Raw genomic sequence first — 16,346 nt, forward strand, 5'->3', positions numbered from 1 at the left:
CTCTTCAGTCACCGCGCCAGAGCGCGTGGTACATAGCTGCCCGATTCCTTCGACAAACGCGCCGGGCTCGGAGCGGTTCCCCCGTAACCCGGCGAATGTTCCCGTCACTCCAGAGCTCGCGAGCGGGATTGAACCGCTGACCTCATCCTTACCAAGGATGCGCTCTACCGACTGAGCTACGCGAGCGAACCTCGTCCGGCAAGCGATCCCTTGGTCGCGTCGCTCCCTCGGGATGATCCCGCTTCGCGGGACCACAAGCGGGCGACGGGACTCGAACCCGCGACCCTCAGCTTGGAAGGCTGATGCTCTACCAACTGAGCTACACCCGCGTTGTTCTTCGCCGCATCCAGCAGACCGCTGCTACATGGTGGGGGTAGGATTCGAACCTACGTAGGGCAGAGCCCGGCAGATTTACAGTCTGCTGCCATTAGCCACTCGGCCACCCCACCGAACCGCTGCCCGAACCGAACCCCACTGCGCTTCCACTGGAGCTGACGGTGGGACTTGAACCCGCAACCGCCCGATTACAAATCGGGTGCTCTACCAATTGAGCTACGTCAGCAAAACGCCCGTTCCGCGCACAGACACCAAGGATAAGAGTGGCGCAAGCGTCGGTCAACCCGAGAGATACGGCCCTCAGTAGGTCTATCTGTTTCGTTTTGCAACCAGCCAGAAAATCCGTTCCTTCCGCCCTTTTCCTTGCCGGTCCCTGACCACTTTCCCCGCTCCGGGTACTGGCCCCGGCTGCCGACCGCCCCCGATCATTAGGGATCCTGGAGCAAATGATGAAGAGCGCCTGTCCTGCCCTGATCCTGTTCGCCCTGGCCTCGCCGGCGTCGGCCCAGTTCCCGCCCGAACGGCTGACCAACATCAAGGCGTTCCCGTCCACCATCGCGATCCCGGCGTTGATCGACTCCATGAAGGGGTTTACCCGCGCCCTCGGCGTTCGTTGCACCTATTGCCATGTCGGCCGCGAAGATCAGTCGCTCGACCAATACGACTTTCCCTCCGACGAGAAGGTCTCGAAGGAAAAGGCGCGGACGATGATCCGGATGGTGGCCGCGATCAACGCGCAGTATCTGGCGGCGCTGCCGTCCCGGAGGGATCCGCCGATTACGGTGAGCTGCGCCACCTGCCATCACGGAGTGGCGCAGCCAAGGACGATCCAGCAGATCGTCCTCGACAGCTACCACCGCGGCGGCGCGGACAGTGCAGAGGCGGCCTATCGCACGTTGCGGGCAAGATACTACGGTAGCGCCGCGTACGATTTCGGGGAGGTCCCGCTGACCGATGTCGCTGCAGCGATGCAATCGGAGCGCAAGGGAGCCGATGCGATCCGGTTCTACAAACTGAACGTCGAGTTGCTGCCGACGTCGGGATTCGGCTATCGACAGCTTGGCCTGGCCTATCTCGCGGAGCATGACACGGCGTCGGCAGTCGCGGCGTTCCAGAAGCGGCTGCAGCTGCAGCCGACGAATCCGGAAGCGAGGCAGATGACGGAAATGTTGACGAAGCAGCCGCCGACGCGGAAGTGATGCGCCAACGGCGTGACTGAAGCGCGCTAACTCCGGCGCCTGACGGTGGCGGTCCCGTCACGCGCGTCGCGCACTTCCCAGCCGTGCTCGGCGAGGAGCGCGCGGATCCGGTCGGCTTCGGGGTAGTCAGCCGCACCTTTCGCCTGAACCCTTTGCCCCGCCCAGTATTCCGCCCAGTCCTGCTGGCTCCGGGCGTCGTCGGGCGGAGTATCGCCTTGTGCGACGGCACTGCCGGCGCCAGACCCGTCCTGCACCACACCCGAGAGCGCGGCTGGTGAAGATCCGACCACCTGCAACACCGCGGTCATCTTGCTCCACACATCGATGAACGCGCGCGTGACGTCCTCGTCGCCGTCGAGCGCGCGGTTTCCGGCGCGCACCGCCTCGAACAGCGCCGCCAGCGCGCGTGGCGTATTGAGATCATCGTCCATTGCCGCCGTGAACTCGTCGTCGAGCACCACGGCGATGCGATCGAAGCTGCCCAAGTCCGCGGCGGGTCGCTGGCGCAATCGCGAGTCGAATTCACTCAACCGGCGAGATCCTTCGCGCGCGGCATCGAGCGCGTCGTCGGTGAAGTCGAGCTTCTGACGGTAGTGCGTCGTGGCAAAGAGGAGCCGCAACGCCCCGGCATCGACGCCGTCGATGCGGAGATCGCGCGCCGTCAGGATGTTGCCGAACCGCTTCGACATCTTGGTGCCGGCCATGGTGAGGAACTCACCGTGCATCCAGACCCGTGCGAAGTCGGCCTCGCCGGTATGCGCGCAGCTCTGGGCGATCTCGTCTTCGTGGTGCGGAAAGATCAGGTCGACGGCACCGGCATGAATGTCGAGCACGTCGCGGCCGAACTTCTCCTTCACCAGCGACAGCGCCATCGCCGAGCACTCGAGGTGCCATCCGGGGCGGCCGCGGCCGAACGGCGCATCCCACGCGGCACCGACCTTCTCATCGTCGTCGCGCACCGCCTTCCAGAGAACGAAATCGCGGGCATCCTCCTTGGCGTATTCGTCGCTCTGCACGCGGCCGCTGGCGCCTTCCCGCAGTTCACGCCGATCGAGCTGCGAGAGGCGGCCGTACGCGGGAAACCGATCGATCGAGAAGTAGGTCGAGCCATCGTCGCCGCGATAGGCAACGCCGCGGTCGAGGAGATCGGACACGAGCGCGATCTGCTGCGGGATGAACTGCGTGGCACGCGGATAGACCGCCGCCGGAAGGATCCGGAGGTAGTCACGATCCTCGAAGAAGGCGCGAATGAATGGCTCGGCGAGGTCGTCGATCGACTCGTGCTTCGCCAGCGCGCCCTTGATCATCTTGTCGTCGACGTCGGTGAGGTTCATGACGTGGAAGACTTCGTAGCCGCTCGCCTCGAGCCAGCGGCGCAGGACATCCTCGAAGAGGAAGGTCCGGAAGTTTCCGATGTGGGCGTAGTTGTACACCGTGGGACCGCAGGTGTACAACGACACCCGTCCCGGATCGAGCGGGACGAATTCGGCGACAGTTCGCGTCAGCGTGTTGTAGAGGCGCAAGGTCATGACATTCCCGGAATCGGCGACGCGTTCGGATCAGGTGGCTTGGGTGCCGGATTGCTCGATGCCTTCTCGCCGGCAGGTTCACCGGACGGCGTTCCGGCGGACGAATTCGGCGCCTGCTGAATGTTGATCGTCTGCTGTGCTCGCGCGCCCTTGATCCCCGCGCGCTCGAGACGAATCATCACCCGCCGGCGGAATTCGCGCGCGACCTCGGCCTGCACGCCGGGGAGGGTCTGCAACATGGTGCGAATGTTGACGCCGTTGTCTCCGAACGATTCGACACCGAGGACCTGGGGTGCCGCTTCGAATCGCGGCGACCAGTCCGGATCGGCGGCGAGCGACGCGGCCTCTTCCTTGAGCACCTTGATCACGGTGTCGATGTCGTTGTCGTACGAAATGCCGACGTCGACGATCGCGCGCGACCAGCCGCGCGTCTTGTTGCTGAGCGTGGTGATCTGCCCGTTCGGGATGATGTGGATCGTTCCTTCGACGTCCCGCAGCGTCACGGTGCGCAGGGTCAACCGTTCGACCACCCCGGCCTTCCCCGCCGCTTCGATCGAATCACCGACACCGAACTGGTTTTCGAGCAGAATGAAGAATCCGGCGAAGTAGTCCTTGACCAGCGATTGTGCGCCGAACGAAACGGCCAGCGCACCGGCGGCTCCGAGGCCGAGGACCGGCGCGATGTTGATGAACTGGGTGAGCGTCAGGACGACGGCGAGGATGCCGAGCAGGCCGCGTCCGGTGCTGCGAAGCAGCTGTGCCAGTGTCTTGGCGCGCTTCTCGTGCAGTGTCGGCGAATCGCCGGGGTGGAGGCTCGCGAGGGCGACGATCCGCTTGGCAAGGAGCTTGACGACTTGCCAGCCGATCCAGGTGAGCACCCAGATCGTCAGGACGTTGACCAGCTTGATGCGCGCGATCGCCGGCGTGGTGTCGAACATGGCGAGCACGCGATCGAGCAGCGAGGTCTGCTGGAGGAGGATGGAATGCAGCAGCGCCGTCATCCCGGGAACTTGCGGGGGGCGGGACAGGCGGTCAACGGAGGGGACGGTGCCAAGGCCGAATCAGCGCAGCTGGAGGATGGCGCTCCGGCGTACGAGGGTGTGTCCGTCGGCATCGCCGAGGAGGACTTCGATCCGATAATCGCCGCGGTCGAGTTGGGACAGATCGATCTGCGGCGCGATCTCGTCGATCCCGGCGCGGAGTTGCTGCGCGAACCCGACCTGCAGCGCCGGCAGCGTGTCCCGGCTGCTCCCACCGACCCGATAGAGCGCCACGGTGGCTCGAAGGTCGGGCCGCGGCGCATCGCTTCGGATCTGGAAGTAGAGCGACATCGGGACCTTGCGATCGACCGCACCATCCGGTGCAAGCGGGATCGGCTCGCCGCGCAGCTGCCAGGTCATCGTTTCGCCGCCGGTGCCAATCACCAGATCGGATATGGCGAGCGGCCCCGCCGCGAGGCCCGGCGTCATCACATCCCACGCACGTCCGCGCCGGCTGGTTCCCTGTGCCGCGACGAGGCTCCAGGAGGTGACTCCCGGGGTCGAGTGCACGACGAGAAAGCCGTCGAGTTCGGGATTGTGGATGTTGGAATCGGGGACGTTCCATCGACGGGTGAACGCCGTGTCGGTCCAGCTGTCGACAGTCGGATTCCAGGTTCGAAGCGCCATCTCGACCGACGCAGTCGGCGTCGGGGCGTTGGGCTGGATGGCGACATCCTTGGCGTCGAGGGCGTAGGTCACCAGTGCGATCGACGAGCCGTTGCCTGGATCCCAAAGGCGATGGAGCCGCGCTCGCATGTCGATCGTCTTGTCGGCGCGGACAGAGTTGTCGTCGAAGGTGGTGGCGGTTGCGATAGCCTGCCGGTCCTGAACACGGATGTGTTCCACGTCTTCGGGCTTGAGAAGTTTCATTCTAGCCAAGTCCGTCATGCCACACCGTTTCGGATCCACATCGCAGAAATAGTCGCCGACCACGCCCGTCACGAGGCGAGTGGCCTGAACGGACCCGTCGAACCCTTCCCCCTCGAAACTCAGGAGCATGGTTTCACCGTCGATCGTGTACTTCCAGACCTCGCGAACAACATGACTCGTACCGCAGCCGATTCCGCCTCCCTTCGCCGGGACCGTGTCATGTGGCAGTTTGGGCTTCGGCGGTGGAGTGATTGGGCAGGACCATGGTACGCGTTGATCCGGCCGCCCAAACCGCATCCAGATCACGCCACGATCATCGTAGTCCGTCTGCCACCGCATGTAGTCCCGCCAGAGCGCAGCAGGTTGGGCTCCAGGATCGGGCGCGCTGTTCAAGTCGTCGGCGGTACCTTCGCCGGGCGGTCCTCCGTCCTCCCGCACCGCCGGTGTTGTCCGGAGCGAATTCCGCATCACCTTCGCGACATGCAGCCGGAAGTTCACTTCCACGAACTCGAGCCTTGCGAAGTGTTCGGCGATCCGCGCCCCGAACGGCTGGCCGTCGCGCACATCGCGAGAGAGGAGGCGATCGCGAACCCACGGCCCGTAAGAGCCTGAGGACACCGTATCCCATTCCTTCCGCTCGTCCGGCGTCAGAAACCATTGCAGATGCCAGTCAACTTCGCGGCGCGCGGCCGAGTCGTGCGCGGCATTCGCAGCGGCCTGAAACTCCTTCATTCCGTTGACCGTGTCGGCAGCACGAAACGAGACGCGTGCCAGCCGGAGCAGATGCCAGGTGGAATCGCTTCCAGTGGCGATCCCACGCGTCGCGCAGCTCTTCGCCGCCATGGTGTTGTTGACGCGCAGCGCCAACTCGGCGCAGGCGCGAAGTGTCGGCGCCGTCGGCGTCCCGTGCTGCGTGACTGAGAGAATTGCCGCGAGGGCGTCGCGCATGTTGTCGGGCTCGTCGCCGTTCAGCGCTTCGATCGACAGCACCTCGGCGGCCCGGGTGTCAGTGGGGCGCTCCTTCAGCGCTTCGATCATGGCGCGTTGGCTCCCCTGACTCCACGAGTTCCCCGCAACCATGAGCGGCCCGTCGTGCGCCAGCGCGCCATCGGCATCGAGCCGCGCGCGGGCGCAACCGAGCGCGACCCATTGATCTGCCGAGGGCTTGCCGGTGATTGCCGGCTGCGCCACACGTCGCTCGGCGTCGAGGAGTGCGTTGCGGTTCTGGGCGCCAGACCTGGGACAGGCGTGGTCGAGAAGGGCGCCGAGGTCGGCGATGATTCCCGGCTTCGGGATCGCCGGGAAATTCTGCGCCGGCAGTTGCTGCAGTGCGAGGAGGATGATCAACATCGCTCTGCCGCCATCAGTTTCCCTCGATCAATCGTGATGACCGAATCGGAATCCCTTCGAGGAGCAACGAGGCGAGGACCCCTTCGACCGGCTCGTCGCCGAGAGGAATGGCGACCCGGCTGTCGGGGAGGGGGAGGAGAAGCTGCGGCGTGATCCGCGGCGCGGGCGCCGGCGCGAATGGATCGAGATCGAGGAGGAGGAGTCGGCGAGGCATGCCGAAGAGTGGCAGTCGTCGAGCCCGGTGTCGCAACACCTGAACGCTGAACGGTACCGGAGCGCGCAGCATTGGTGGCCACGCGACCGACGAGGGATGCCGGCAGCAACTGCGGACTCACGATCCCGACACCGGCACGATCCGGATCAATCGCCCCTGGTTTTCTTCCCGCCCGACCACCTGTACCAGGGTACTCTGGTCGGGCGGAATCGACGACACCATCGGCGGTCCAAAGCCGCTCCCGCGGCCGCCGGGGCGCGCAATGATGATCGGCCGCGCGATCATGCGGGAGGTCCTGGTGATCGGCGCCCAGATGGCCCATTCGACCGGGACCCAGAGTCCGGGCGACGGCTCGCCAAAATGCATGTCGCCGCCGGCCGATTTGTCGGGGATGCCATTCGGCAGGTTGCGGTGGACGTAGCTCAGCCGCCGGAGGGTCAATGTCGCGCGGTCGAGCACCATCGTGCCGTTCAGGTCGACGTGCTTCGGCTTGCCGGCGGGCTCGAACTGGATGAACACGGAGTCGCCGCTCCCGTGGTCCTTCTCGAGGGTGAAGCAATGCGTTTCGAGAAACCAGTCGGAGAAGAGGACCTGAAGATCGGGACCGTAGTACAGTTCCCCGCCCCCCTGCTCTTCGGTGAGCGGTCGCTCGAATCCGATCTGCGCGAGGAGATCGGGGGCGATCGATCGCACCGGCCAGGTTCGCAGTGAGCCGGCACTGGTATCGGAGGAGACCGTGCTGTCTCGATTCTTCTTCGTGACGATGGTGTGCACCAGCTGCACGTTGAAGGCGAGGTGACTCGAGCGCATCGTCGCGTCCATCACCTGCAACGCGCTGTGGGCTGCGTCGAAGAGTCCACCGAATGTCTCGGGCGTCAGTTCGGACTTGCCACACGATCGCTTGCCGCCGAGGGCGTGCAGTTCGGGGAGGGAGACCACCGTCGGCAACAGCACGACCGCCGGCACGGTGACGAGCGACGACGTGACGTCGATCGCGATCGGTGCGTGGCGTGAATAGCCGATCGCCGCAAAACGGATTTCGACGCGGCGGCCGCTATCGGCGGTGAATTCCCAACCGCCCGAGGCGCCGGTGAACGCCTGATGGATCAGCTTGCCATCGGGGTCGAACAGTTCGACCAGCGCTCCCGAGATCGGCGCGTGCGACATGCTGTCGACCAGGCGGCCGCGGATCGTCTGCGCAGCGACCGACCGAAGCGGTGTCGCGAAGAGGACGATCGCAGCGAACTGCACGCAACGAGAGATTCTCATCGGAGATCGAGCCCCGCCCGGCGGCGGACGAGCGCGCGGCCCGCAGCATCGACCAACCGCACTTCGACGCGGTAGGAACCGCGGTCGAGATTGGAGAGATCGACGATCGGCGCCACTTCATTGATCCCGGAGTGCACCGCCTGGTCGAACGTCACCTGCAGCGCCGCCGAATCGCTGACGACGCCATCCCGGATCGGATAGAGCGCTACCGTCGTGCGAAGGCCATCGCGTTGGGTCTCGCTGCGAATCTGGTAATACATCGAGACGGTGTCGCGGCGATCGACGGCGTTGGTCGGCGCAAGCGGAATCGGTTCTCCATGCAGTCGCCATGACAGACCCTGCGCGGACGAACCGAACACCAGGTCCGAGATCGCAACCGGGCCGGGGTCGAGCCCCGCTGTCGTGACGTCCATTGCGCGACCTCGCCGCTGCTCAGGTTGCGTGGCGACGACGCTCCAGGCCGAGACGCCGGACGACGAAGGGGTCACGACGTAACCCACGAGATTGGTCGCCTTGGAGCCAGTGTCGGCGATCTGGAAATGCCGCGAGACGGAGGTGTCCTGCCAGCGATCGGCGTCGCGATCCCACTGCCGCACCGTGAGATCAACCGTGGTCGACACACCGGCCCCTCCCGATTGCACTGCAAGATCCTTGATGGGAAAGGCGTAGGTGATGAGTGCGATCGGTGCGGCGGAGATCGGATCCCAGAGACGGTGCAACCGGGAGACGATCGCGATGTTCCGCTCGCCGCGGACCGAGTTGTCGTCCGCGGTTGTAGCGGCAGAGATGTAGGCGCGGTCGTCCTGGCGGACGTGTTCGATATCCTCGACTTTCACCAGTGGCGACGACGGTGGCGTCCCGTGCTTGGCCGTGTGCGCCTTCCAGTCTGCGATCGAAAGCTGGGTGAGACCACACCGCAACGCATCGACATCGCAGAGGTACGATCCCAGCACCCCGGTCACGAGTCGCGTTGCTTCCTCCGAGCCGTCGAATTCTTCCCCCTCGAAATTGAGGAGGAGCGGCTTGCCGTCGATCTCGTAATACCAGACCTCACGAGGATTGATCGGGATGCCGCGGGTTTGGGGATCGGTGATCACCGTATCGGCGCAGCTCGGTGATGACCGGATTCGCTTCTCCGGCGCGCCGAATCGCAGCCAGACGACTCCGCGATCATCGATATCGCTCTGCCAGCGATGGTAATCGCGAACCGGATCGGCAGGAATCAGCCCCGGTTCGCAGAACATGTGGAGCGAATCGGGAGAGAAATGGCTCTCCGGCGTCGGGGCGAGCAACCCGCCCTTCCTCCTGATCGCGGCTGGAATCTCCAGCCGGAAGTTCGCCAGCGCGTACTCGAGCCGGTTGAAATGCTCGGCAAGGCGCGCTCCGCGGGGCTGGCCGTCGCGCACGTCGCGCTCGACGAGACGGTCGCGGATCCAGTTGGCGCGGGCACTGTCGGCGATCCGGCTCGCCGTCGCCTGTTCGTCGGGCGAGAGAAACCATTGCAGCTGCCAGTCAATCTCACTGCGCGCCGCGGTGTCGTGTGCGGCCCCCGCCGCGGCGAGAAAGTCGCGGGTCCCCGAGACGGTGTCGGCGGAACGGAAATCGAGGCGCGCGCGCCGGATCAGGTGCCAGGTCGAATCGCTGCCGCGCGCCAGGCCGGTGGCGACGCACCTCCGAGCCGACGCAATGTCGCCGGTCCGCAGCGCGAGCTCGTCGCAGGCGCGGAGTGCTGCTGGCGTCGAGACGCCGGCCGCCGTCGCCTTGACGATGGCGGATGCCGTCGCGGCGACGTCATCCGGTTCAAGATCATCCAGCGCGAGCGTCGCCAGCGCTTCGGCGGCGCGGCCGTTCCGCGGGTCGATCGCGAGCGCCTTGAGAAGCGCCCGTTCGCTGCCGGTCGCCCACGAATTCCCGACGACCATGAGCGGTCCGTCGTGGGACAGCGCGCCGTCGCCGTCGAGCGCGGCGCGGGCGCAGCCGAGCGCAAGCCACCCCGCCGCCTGTGATGAAGCACGCGCCGCGTCGATCGCGAGGCGGTTCTCTCGCGCGAGGAGTTGATTCCGATCGAGGCCGGCGGGATTGTCGCAGATGGCGTCCGCAGCCGATCGAAGCGCCGGCGCGGTGCCTGGATGTTCAAGGGTCGGAAAGTGCTGAACCGGAAGTGCCTGCATCAGCGCGACGACGAGTCGGATCATCCGGCCACCTCAGGTGCCTGGGGGAGTGGCATTGCGACTGTCCGGAAGGATCTATCATAACTCGAAAAAACCCGGCGGCTACGGCGGTGTGGTGGTCGGCGGCGGCGCTGTCGGCGGGGGCGTCAGTCCGAACTCGTCGTGCCGGATCTTCCCTCCCTGGTACCCCGCCCATCCCGCGAGCCCCGACGCCACGATCAGCACGATGAGCACCGCCGCCGATGCGCTGCGCCGAACGGGCTTGCCCCCTCGCGCCAGGATGAGCGCGCCGATCGCGAGCACTCCTGCGGCGATCCCGGCGATGTTGGCGTTGTCGCCGGCGTGCTCGTGGCGCTGGACCACCGCGCGATTGTACCAGGTGTTGTTGCGGATGTCGTGCTTGGCGTCGTCACCGGTGTAGTCAGTGTACCAGGTCCCGATCGCCACGAGGATGGTGAGCAGCAGCGCCGCGCGCACCACCGCGTCTTCCCGGCGCGCCAGCCCCCAGGCCAGGAGGAGGGCGACAATCGGAAGGCCGATGATCGGAATGTGATTGACCAGAACGTGCAAATGCGCCGGCGTGATGTGCGGCATGGTCGCTCCTCGGCTAGGCGACGTTCCTCTTGCTTCGCTTCGTCTCGCTCCGGCGCGCGATGGCATCGACCAGCACGCCGGGATCGAAGCGGACCGGGTCGGTCGCGGGGAGCCCGGTCTCCTTCGCTGCCGCATCGCACGCAGCCCGCGCGGCGACGTCGTCCAGATCGAAGGTGTTGAGTGCGACGCCGATCACCCGGGACGGTCGCACAGCCCCCGCCAGGCTCTCGTACCATTCGATGTATCGCGACAGCGGCGGGATCTTCACCCACGAGGCAGCGCGGTAGTCGCCGAGCGACTCGCGCGACGGCTGATGGCAGAGGATCATGGCGTCCGGACACGAGCCGTGCAGCAGGCCCAGGGTGACGCCGCTGTAGCCGGGGTGGTTGATGCTTCCCTGCCCCTCCACGAGCACGACGTCCGCATCGGCGGCGCCTTGCAGGACGAGTTGCTCGGTCGCGCCGGCGATGAAGTCCGCAACCACGGCGTCAACGGCGATCCCCCATCCTTCGATCATGATGCCGGTCTGTCCGGTGGCAACGAAGCGGGTGCGAAGGCCGCGCGCATTCAGTTTTTCCACCAGTTGCAGTTGCGCGGTCATCTTGCCGACGTTGCAATCGGTCCCGACAGTGAGGACAACGAGCGGATCGACGTCGCGCGCGAGACCGGTGGCGACCTGGAGATCGGCAGGCGGGCGTCGGACATCGAGGATCTTCCGGCCGTGGCGGCGCGCCGCATCCGCGAGCTCGGGGTCGTCGGCAAGAAAGGTGTGCAATCCGCTGACGACGTCGCAGCCGGCGGCGATGGCTTCCTTGATCCAGCCGCGCCATTCCTCGGGGAGCGCGCCGCCTTGCGGAGCGATGCCGATCAGGACGGCGTTGGCTCCGCGGGCGAGCCCGTCAGCGACCGATCCGACGACGGGAATCGCGCCGCCAAACCCGAGCACTTCTTCCGACGTCTTCCCGATCAACTGCCGATCAAGCACCGCGACGACGCGCGACGGCTGATAGCGGATCACGGCGTTGGCGGTCTTCGACGTCATGATGCCGAAGTCGTGGTCCGCCAGGATGAGGTATTTCGGTTCGATCACGACGACTTGGACTCCTCCACCGGTGTCGCCGTCTTGGCCGGCACGCTGCCGCCGTCGCCGAGCTGCTTCGGCGCGTCCTTGCCTCCGGCAATCATCGCCATCTTCGCCTTGAGTTCGATCAGTTGCTGATCGGACGAGCCGTGATATTCCAGCTGCTCGAATTGCTTGGCGAGCGAATCGCCGGTCATCTCCTCATTGAGCTCGGCCGACGCGATCGCCTTCCGCTCGTTGGCCTCGATCTTCTCCTGCATCCGCTCGAACGACTCGAAGGCGCTCTTGTCACCCATGCCGGACAGTGTTTCCTGGATCCGCTGCTGCGCCTCGGCGCGGCGGGCGCGGGCGATGAGGATGTTCTTCTTCCGCTTTGCTTCCTCGATCTTGTCGTTGAGCTGGCGGAGCGAGCCCTTGAGGGACTCGGTTTCCTGCTTGCTCTTGACCCAGGTCTCGTGCAGCTGCTGCGCGCCCTGCAGCGCTTCGTTGTAGCGCATCAGCGCCTGCTTGGCGAGGTCGTCGCGTCCTTCCTGCACCGCGAGCATGGCGCGACGTTCCCAGTCCTCGGCCTGCTTCTGCTGCGCGATCGAATCGGCCTCGAGCTTCTTCTCGTCGGCGATCGCCTGCGCCACCTGCTGGCGCGCCTTGTCGAGCTGGCTGCGCATGTCGACGATCAGCTGGTTGAGCATCTTCTCGGGGTTTTCGGCCCGCGAGATCAGGTCGTTGAGATTCGACCGCACCATCGTCGCGAATCGATCAAAGATCCCCATGATTATTTCTCCCCGTACGGCGCCAGGGCCGTCAGATGCGACGCCAGCGCGAGGGCCAGCGAATCGACGCTCGACTGGAACTCGCTGAAGTCGAGATCGGTGAGCTCGAGCGCGTCGGTCAGCACGATGTGATCACCCTCGATTCCGTACGACCCGTGCACCAGGTCCCTCGCGTTGAATTCGAGGAGGAGCCGGCTCAGCTCGCTGGCGCGGGTGACGTTGCTTGGCAGCGGCATGACGCGCACGCGAAGCACCAGCACCGGCGGCGCGTAGTGCACCACCAGTTCCGCGCCTTCGGCGGTGCGCACCAGCCACATGTCTTCGGTCAGCAGTTCGACCGGCAGGTTGAGCCGATCGAGAAACGATCGGACGTCTTCACGCGTGGTCATCGAGAGGATTCCTCCGGGTGGCCGGAATGTTGGTCATCGTTGCGTGCGATCCTGATCACGACTGCTGCTCGCTGCTCTGCTTGGTGAGGATCCGCTCCGAAAAATCGACGCGCTCCTCAAGTTCGGACACCCGGGCCCGCAGGTCGTCGAGCTCGCCATAGACTTCCTGGGGAAGTTCGGGCGAGTCGGCCGGCGAATGGCCGCTGATCCGCGTCGCCAGCGCTTGTCCGAGCGGCCCGCGAAAGATCATCATACCGGCCCAGCCGGCGATCGCCCAGATCGGAATCGACGCCGGCCCGATCCTCGACGTGACCCACGCGAGCGCGCCCGCGACACCGGCGGCGCCGAAGCCCAATCCGACGAAGGCCGAACCGATCCACTCGTTGCTGCGATCACGTGCCATCTATCGCTCCGGCTTCTGCAGGGCGCCGAGCGAATCGCGCTGCGCGAGCAGTCGCTCGGCAAAATCGAGCCGCTCCTCGAGTTCGGCGATGCGGTGCTGATCGAGCGAGAGATCGGCGACGCGGTCCTCGACGTGATCGAATCGCGAGACCAGCTGCGAATCGTCGGCGGTGCCGCCGTCAAGCATCTTCGCGATCGCGCGCCCGACCGGCCCTCGAAAAAGGACACCGAAGATGACAGCACCGGCTACCATGCCGAAGGCCGGGGTCGGATCACGAATGGTGTGAGCTTCCTCGACCATGGCAATCAGGAAGCCGATCGCCATGCCGGTGAGGCCAAGAGTCAGCACCCCGCCGACGACTTTGGACCAGGTGCTGTTCATACGGGTGTCCTGTGCAGTGAGGGAGGAGCGTCTTCGGTTCGACCGACGAGCATCCGCTCGGCGAAATCGACCCGCTCCTCGAGTTCGAGGATCCGATCGTTCGACGCCTCGAGATCGGCGACACGCTGCCGGAGGTCATCGAGTGCTCGGGTGGCGCCGCCGTCGCCAGCCTGTGCGTCGATCCGCCGAGCCCACGCGCGAAACACCGGCAGCAAGAGAATAGCGGCGACGACGAGCGTCGCGATCGCAAGCATCGTGACATCATCGGATTTCATACTGGCGTCCGGTGCGCGGCGGGAAGTTCCGGAGCCTGGGTTCGCTGAGCGAGCAACCGCTCGGCGAAGTCAACTCGTTCCTCGAGCTCCTGCACCCGCAGACTGACAGCGTCGAGTTCGGCGACCCGGTCGCGGAGCTGCGCCACGTCTTCGGTCAATTCGTCGTGCGGCGCGGCACGACGTTGCGCGTGCTGCACCACGCCTCGAACGATCGGGAATATGAGTCCGGTTACACAGCCGATCGTGACGATGATGATCGCCGTCTGTTGTCCGTCGGTCATACGCGATTCCCATTGGGCACCGAGTCACCAGGCTTGAGGAGGATCCGCTCGGCGAAATCGAGGCGCTCGTGCGATTCGGCGAGCTGGGCGTGGACATCATCAAGCTCGGCCCGCAGCTGATCGAGATCGGTGCGCATCTGCTCCAGGTCACGACGCACGGCAGCGCCCTCGTTGGCGCCACTGTTGTGGCGGATCGCATCGGCGATCGAGCGGCCGATCTCGCTCCGGGTCACGATCCCCAGGATCGGGATCGACAGGATCATGATGATGACGACGAACCACATGGTCTACTCCGTTGCCGCAGGTTGCTCAGGCGGCTTCATGAGCATCCGTTCGGCGAAGTCGAGACGTTCCTGCAATTCGCTCACGTCGGCACGGAGGCGATCGAGTTCGTCATAGATGGCGGGGTCGGTGTCCGGACCGGCGGGCGGAATTGCCTTGCCATGCCGCAGCCGGTCGGCGATCGCGCGTCCAATCGGGGAGAACGCCAGCGCCACGATGCCGGATCCACCGAAGATCAGAATGATCGCCAGAATGTCTTCCATTGCTCCCTCGCCAGAGGCCCACCGTCATGGCCCTTCGCAAACTTGTTCATCGTCTACGAAGCGGCGCCGCCAAATGTTTCATGAGGAAACGGGATCGACTATCGGCTCTTCCGCGGCTTGAGCTGGACGAGGCGCTCCCGGGCGAGCTTTCGCCCGGTCGGCGTCGCCGCCAACCCGCCGCCGGCGGTCTCCCGGTATCGCACGTCCATTTCCCGGCCGATCTGGCCCATGGTATCGACGACTTCGTCGACGGGGATCGGGAATTCGATCCCGGCGAGCGCCATTTCGATGCCGGCCAGCGCCATGGCGGCGCCGGTCGCGTTCCGATAGACGCACGGCACTTCCACCAGGCCGCCGAGCGGATCGCAGACCAGGCCGAGTGTGCCCTGCATCGTGACAGCCACGGCATGCATCGCCTGGCGAGGGGAGCCGCCGAGCAGCTCGACCCCGGCGCCAGCCGCCATCCCCGCCGCGGCACCGGTTTCGGCCTGACAGCCGCCCTCTGCGCCGGAGAGTGACGCGCGCACCGCGACGACGGCGCCGATCACCCCGGCGGTTGCGAGCGCGCGGATCATGTCGGCGTCGCTGCGCTGATGGTGCTGGGCGAGTCCGAGGAGAACGCCCGGCAGGACGCCTGCGCCGCCGGCCGTGGGCGCGGCGACGATCACACCCATCGCGGCATTCACTTCCTGCACGGCGAGCGCCGACGCGAGCGCCGACGTAAAGACGGTACCGGCGAGCGGTCCATGCGACGCGGCGAGCTTTGCTGCATCGCCGCCGACGAGTCCCGACACGCTGTGCAGGTCGCCGACCAGGCCCCGGTCGACCGCGCCGCGCATCACGTCGAGGGCCCGCTGCAAGCCGCCCTCGATCTCCTCGCGCGTGCGCATCCCTTCGGCTGCTTCGGTGAGGATGGCCAGTTCGCCGAGCGACAGCTGCTGCTCTTCGGCCGCGCGCACCGCTTCGATCAGTGATTCGAACATCAGGCGACCCGGTCGACGACGCGGAGGGTCTTCACGGCGCGGAGTGCACGGATCCGCTCGAGGGCGGCGGGACCCGGCGGCGAATCGAGTTCGTAGATGTGAATGGCGTCGCCGCCCTTCTGGCGGCGTGACACCCGCATCGTGGCCACGTTGACGCTTTCCTCGGCGAGTGCGGTGGCGAGTTTCGCCACGATCCCCGGCTCATCGTGCGCCACCACCACGAGGGTGGTGTAGGCGCCGGTGATGTCGACCGGGAAGCCGTCGATCGCGGTCACCACGATCCGGCCGGCCCCGATCGACGAACCGATCATGACCACGCTCCGCCCCTCACGGGCGGCGGTAATGCGCGTGGTGTTGGGATGATGATTGCCGCGCAGCGTGGTGTTCTCGAAGGTGATCGTCAGACCCGCTCGCGTCGCTTCATCCAGCGACTCGCGGAGCCGCACGTCATCGGGTTGAAAGCCGAGGAGACCACCGGCGATGGCGCGATCGGTGCCGTGCCCGATCCCGGTCCGAGCAAATGATCCGTGCAGTTCGACGCGCGCGGTCTCCGGCGTCCCGCCGATCAGGGCACGGGCGATCAGCCCGAGCCGTGAGGCTCCAGCCGTGTGCGATGATGACGGGCCGACCATCACCGGGCCGATGATATCGAGAAGGGAAACCATG

19 protein-coding genes and 4 tRNA genes are annotated in these 16,346 nt (G+C 65.9%); 1 reads left to right on the forward strand and 22 read right to left on the reverse strand.

Translation table 11 applies throughout. The features are described 5' to 3' along the window. Positions 1-113: 113 nt before the first annotated feature. The 4 genes from VGM20_03635 to VGM20_03650 form a co-directional block, all read right to left on the reverse strand. Positions 114-186: transfer RNA gene (locus VGM20_03635), tRNA-Thr, on the reverse strand. Positions 187-256: 70 nt separating this feature from the next. Beyond that, a tRNA-Gly gene (locus VGM20_03640) sits at positions 257-329 on the reverse strand. 36 nt (positions 330-365) lie between these two features. Continuing rightward, positions 366-449, reverse strand: a tRNA-Tyr gene (locus tag VGM20_03645). A 37-nt stretch (positions 450-486) separates the two neighbouring features. Then, positions 487-562: transfer RNA gene (locus VGM20_03650), tRNA-Thr, on the reverse strand. A 223-nt stretch (positions 563-785) separates the two neighbouring features. On the opposite strand from VGM20_03650, the gene VGM20_03655 reads away from it, so the two are divergent. Beyond that, a complete protein-coding gene (locus VGM20_03655; protein HEY4099953.1) occupies positions 786-1,535 on the forward strand; it encodes a c-type cytochrome in 750 nt (249 codons plus the stop codon). A 26-nt stretch (positions 1,536-1,561) separates the two neighbouring features. Here VGM20_03655 and cysS read toward each other — a convergent pair whose 3' ends face one another. From cysS to sdaAB, 18 genes are all read right to left on the reverse strand, one after another. Beyond that, positions 1,562-3,064: a cysteine--tRNA ligase gene (gene cysS, locus VGM20_03660; protein HEY4099954.1), complete on the reverse strand. Its 1,503-nt coding sequence runs from the start codon at positions 3,062-3,064 to the stop codon at positions 1,562-1,564. After that, the gene (locus tag VGM20_03665) at positions 3,061-4,065 is read right to left on the reverse strand and encodes a mechanosensitive ion channel family protein (GenBank protein HEY4099955.1); all 1,005 of its coding nucleotides are present in this window, start codon (positions 4,063-4,065) and stop codon (positions 3,061-3,063) included. Before VGM20_03665 ends, cysS begins: the two co-directional genes overlap by 4 nt. Before the next feature lie 60 nt (positions 4,066-4,125). Continuing rightward, positions 4,126-6,324 carry a hypothetical protein gene (locus VGM20_03670; protein HEY4099956.1) on the reverse strand — a complete coding sequence of 733 codons (2,199 nt, stop codon included), beginning with the start codon at positions 6,322-6,324 and terminating at the stop codon, positions 4,126-4,128. Positions 6,325-6,337: 13 nt separating this feature from the next. After that, a complete protein-coding gene (locus tag VGM20_03675; GenBank protein ID HEY4099957.1) occupies positions 6,338-6,538 on the reverse strand; it encodes a hypothetical protein in 201 nt (66 codons plus the stop codon). Between the two features lie 117 nt (positions 6,539-6,655). Continuing rightward, positions 6,656-7,807 (reverse strand): carboxypeptidase-like regulatory domain-containing protein, encoded by a 1,152-nt coding sequence (locus VGM20_03680; protein ID HEY4099958.1) that lies wholly within the window; start codon positions 7,805-7,807, stop codon positions 6,656-6,658. After that, positions 7,804-10,002, reverse strand: a complete 2,199-nt coding sequence (locus tag VGM20_03685; protein ID HEY4099959.1) for a hypothetical protein — start codon at positions 10,000-10,002, stop codon at positions 7,804-7,806. The genes VGM20_03680 and VGM20_03685 overlap by 4 nt, the downstream gene beginning before the upstream one ends. A gap of 78 nt (positions 10,003-10,080) precedes the next feature. After that, on the reverse strand, positions 10,081-10,572 hold the full coding sequence (locus VGM20_03690; GenBank protein ID HEY4099960.1) for a hypothetical protein: 492 nt from the start codon (positions 10,570-10,572) through the stop codon (positions 10,081-10,083). Positions 10,573-10,585: 13 nt separating this feature from the next. Then, the gene (locus VGM20_03695; GenBank protein HEY4099961.1) at positions 10,586-11,662 is read right to left on the reverse strand and encodes a DUF1611 domain-containing protein; all 1,077 of its coding nucleotides are present in this window, start codon (positions 11,660-11,662) and stop codon (positions 10,586-10,588) included. Then, positions 11,659-12,423: a PspA/IM30 family protein gene (locus VGM20_03700; GenBank protein HEY4099962.1), complete on the reverse strand. Its 765-nt coding sequence runs from the start codon at positions 12,421-12,423 to the stop codon at positions 11,659-11,661. Before VGM20_03700 ends, VGM20_03695 begins: the two co-directional genes overlap by 4 nt. Before the next feature lie 2 nt (positions 12,424-12,425). Beyond that, on the reverse strand, positions 12,426-12,812 hold the full coding sequence (locus tag VGM20_03705; GenBank protein ID HEY4099963.1) for a hypothetical protein: 387 nt from the start codon (positions 12,810-12,812) through the stop codon (positions 12,426-12,428). Between the two features lie 55 nt (positions 12,813-12,867). Then, the gene (locus tag VGM20_03710; protein ID HEY4099964.1) at positions 12,868-13,215 is read right to left on the reverse strand and encodes a hypothetical protein; all 348 of its coding nucleotides are present in this window, start codon (positions 13,213-13,215) and stop codon (positions 12,868-12,870) included. Beyond that, a complete protein-coding gene (locus tag VGM20_03715) occupies positions 13,216-13,596 on the reverse strand; it encodes a hypothetical protein (protein HEY4099965.1) in 381 nt (126 codons plus the stop codon). It lies immediately after the preceding gene. Continuing rightward, a complete protein-coding gene (locus VGM20_03720) occupies positions 13,593-13,871 on the reverse strand; it encodes a hypothetical protein (GenBank protein ID HEY4099966.1) in 279 nt (92 codons plus the stop codon). The genes VGM20_03715 and VGM20_03720 overlap by 4 nt, the downstream gene beginning before the upstream one ends. Next, complete coding sequence (locus VGM20_03725) at positions 13,868-14,152, reverse strand: hypothetical protein (GenBank protein HEY4099967.1); 285 nt, start codon at positions 14,150-14,152, stop codon at positions 13,868-13,870. Before VGM20_03725 ends, VGM20_03720 begins: the two co-directional genes overlap by 4 nt. Beyond that, complete coding sequence (locus tag VGM20_03730; GenBank protein ID HEY4099968.1) at positions 14,149-14,436, reverse strand: hypothetical protein; 288 nt, start codon at positions 14,434-14,436, stop codon at positions 14,149-14,151. Before VGM20_03730 ends, VGM20_03725 begins: the two co-directional genes overlap by 4 nt. A gap of 3 nt (positions 14,437-14,439) precedes the next feature. Beyond that, positions 14,440-14,697, reverse strand: a complete 258-nt coding sequence (locus VGM20_03735) for a hypothetical protein (protein HEY4099969.1) — start codon at positions 14,695-14,697, stop codon at positions 14,440-14,442. A 98-nt stretch (positions 14,698-14,795) separates the two neighbouring features. After that, positions 14,796-15,680: an L-serine ammonia-lyase, iron-sulfur-dependent, subunit alpha gene (sdaAA, locus tag VGM20_03740; GenBank protein HEY4099970.1), complete on the reverse strand. Its 885-nt coding sequence runs from the start codon at positions 15,678-15,680 to the stop codon at positions 14,796-14,798. Further along, on the reverse strand, positions 15,680-16,345 hold the full coding sequence (gene sdaAB / locus VGM20_03745) for an L-serine ammonia-lyase, iron-sulfur-dependent subunit beta (protein ID HEY4099971.1): 666 nt from the start codon (positions 16,343-16,345) through the stop codon (positions 15,680-15,682). The genes sdaAA and sdaAB overlap by 1 nt, the downstream gene beginning before the upstream one ends. Position 16,346: the final 1 nt, after the last annotated feature.

It is taken from the genome of Gemmatimonadales bacterium, assembly GCA_036500345.1.
Taxonomy (GTDB): Bacteria; Gemmatimonadota; Gemmatimonadetes; order Gemmatimonadales; family GWC2-71-9; genus Palsa-1233.

What these genes read in the sequence shown, in the direction of transcription:
- cysS (HEY4099954.1), bottom strand. Translation starts at nt 3,064, where the DNA reads ATGACCTTGCGCCTCTACAACACGCTGACGCGAACTGTCGCCGAATTC.
- VGM20_03710 (HEY4099964.1), bottom strand. Translation starts at nt 13,215, where the DNA reads ATGGCACGTGATCGCAGCAACGAGTGGATCGGTTCGGCCTTCGTCGGA.
- VGM20_03730 (HEY4099968.1), bottom strand. Translation starts at nt 14,436, where the DNA reads ATGTGGTTCGTCGTCATCATCATGATCCTGTCGATCCCGATCCTGGGG.
- VGM20_03685 (HEY4099959.1), bottom strand. Translation starts at nt 10,002, where the DNA reads ATGATCCGACTCGTCGTCGCGCTGATGCAGGCACTTCCGGTTCAGCAC.
- VGM20_03705 (HEY4099963.1), bottom strand. Translation starts at nt 12,812, where the DNA reads ATGACCACGCGTGAAGACGTCCGATCGTTTCTCGATCGGCTCAACCTG.
- VGM20_03735 (HEY4099969.1), bottom strand. Translation starts at nt 14,697, where the DNA reads ATGGAAGACATTCTGGCGATCATTCTGATCTTCGGTGGATCCGGCATC.
- VGM20_03700 (HEY4099962.1), bottom strand. Translation starts at nt 12,423, where the DNA reads ATGGGGATCTTTGATCGATTCGCGACGATGGTGCGGTCGAATCTCAAC.
- VGM20_03720 (HEY4099966.1), bottom strand. Translation starts at nt 13,871, where the DNA reads ATGAAATCCGATGATGTCACGATGCTTGCGATCGCGACGCTCGTCGTC.
- VGM20_03670 (HEY4099956.1), bottom strand. Translation starts at nt 6,324, where the DNA reads ATGTTGATCATCCTCCTCGCACTGCAGCAACTGCCGGCGCAGAATTTC.
- sdaAA (HEY4099970.1), bottom strand. Translation starts at nt 15,680, where the DNA reads ATGTTCGAATCACTGATCGAAGCGGTGCGCGCGGCCGAAGAGCAGCAG.
- VGM20_03690 (HEY4099960.1), bottom strand. Translation starts at nt 10,572, where the DNA reads ATGCCGCACATCACGCCGGCGCATTTGCACGTTCTGGTCAATCACATT.
- VGM20_03680 (HEY4099958.1), bottom strand. Translation starts at nt 7,807, where the DNA reads ATGAGAATCTCTCGTTGCGTGCAGTTCGCTGCGATCGTCCTCTTCGCG.
- VGM20_03665 (HEY4099955.1), bottom strand. Translation starts at nt 4,065, where the DNA reads ATGACGGCGCTGCTGCATTCCATCCTCCTCCAGCAGACCTCGCTGCTC.
- sdaAB (HEY4099971.1), bottom strand. Translation starts at nt 16,345, where the DNA reads ATGGTTTCCCTTCTCGATATCATCGGCCCGGTGATGGTCGGCCCGTCA.
- VGM20_03715 (HEY4099965.1), bottom strand. Translation starts at nt 13,596, where the DNA reads ATGAACAGCACCTGGTCCAAAGTCGTCGGCGGGGTGCTGACTCTTGGC.
- VGM20_03675 (HEY4099957.1), bottom strand. Translation starts at nt 6,538, where the DNA reads ATGCCTCGCCGACTCCTCCTCCTCGATCTCGATCCATTCGCGCCGGCG.
- VGM20_03655 (HEY4099953.1), top strand. Translation starts at nt 786, where the DNA reads ATGAAGAGCGCCTGTCCTGCCCTGATCCTGTTCGCCCTGGCCTCGCCG.
- VGM20_03725 (HEY4099967.1), bottom strand. Translation starts at nt 14,152, where the DNA reads ATGACCGACGGACAACAGACGGCGATCATCATCGTCACGATCGGCTGT.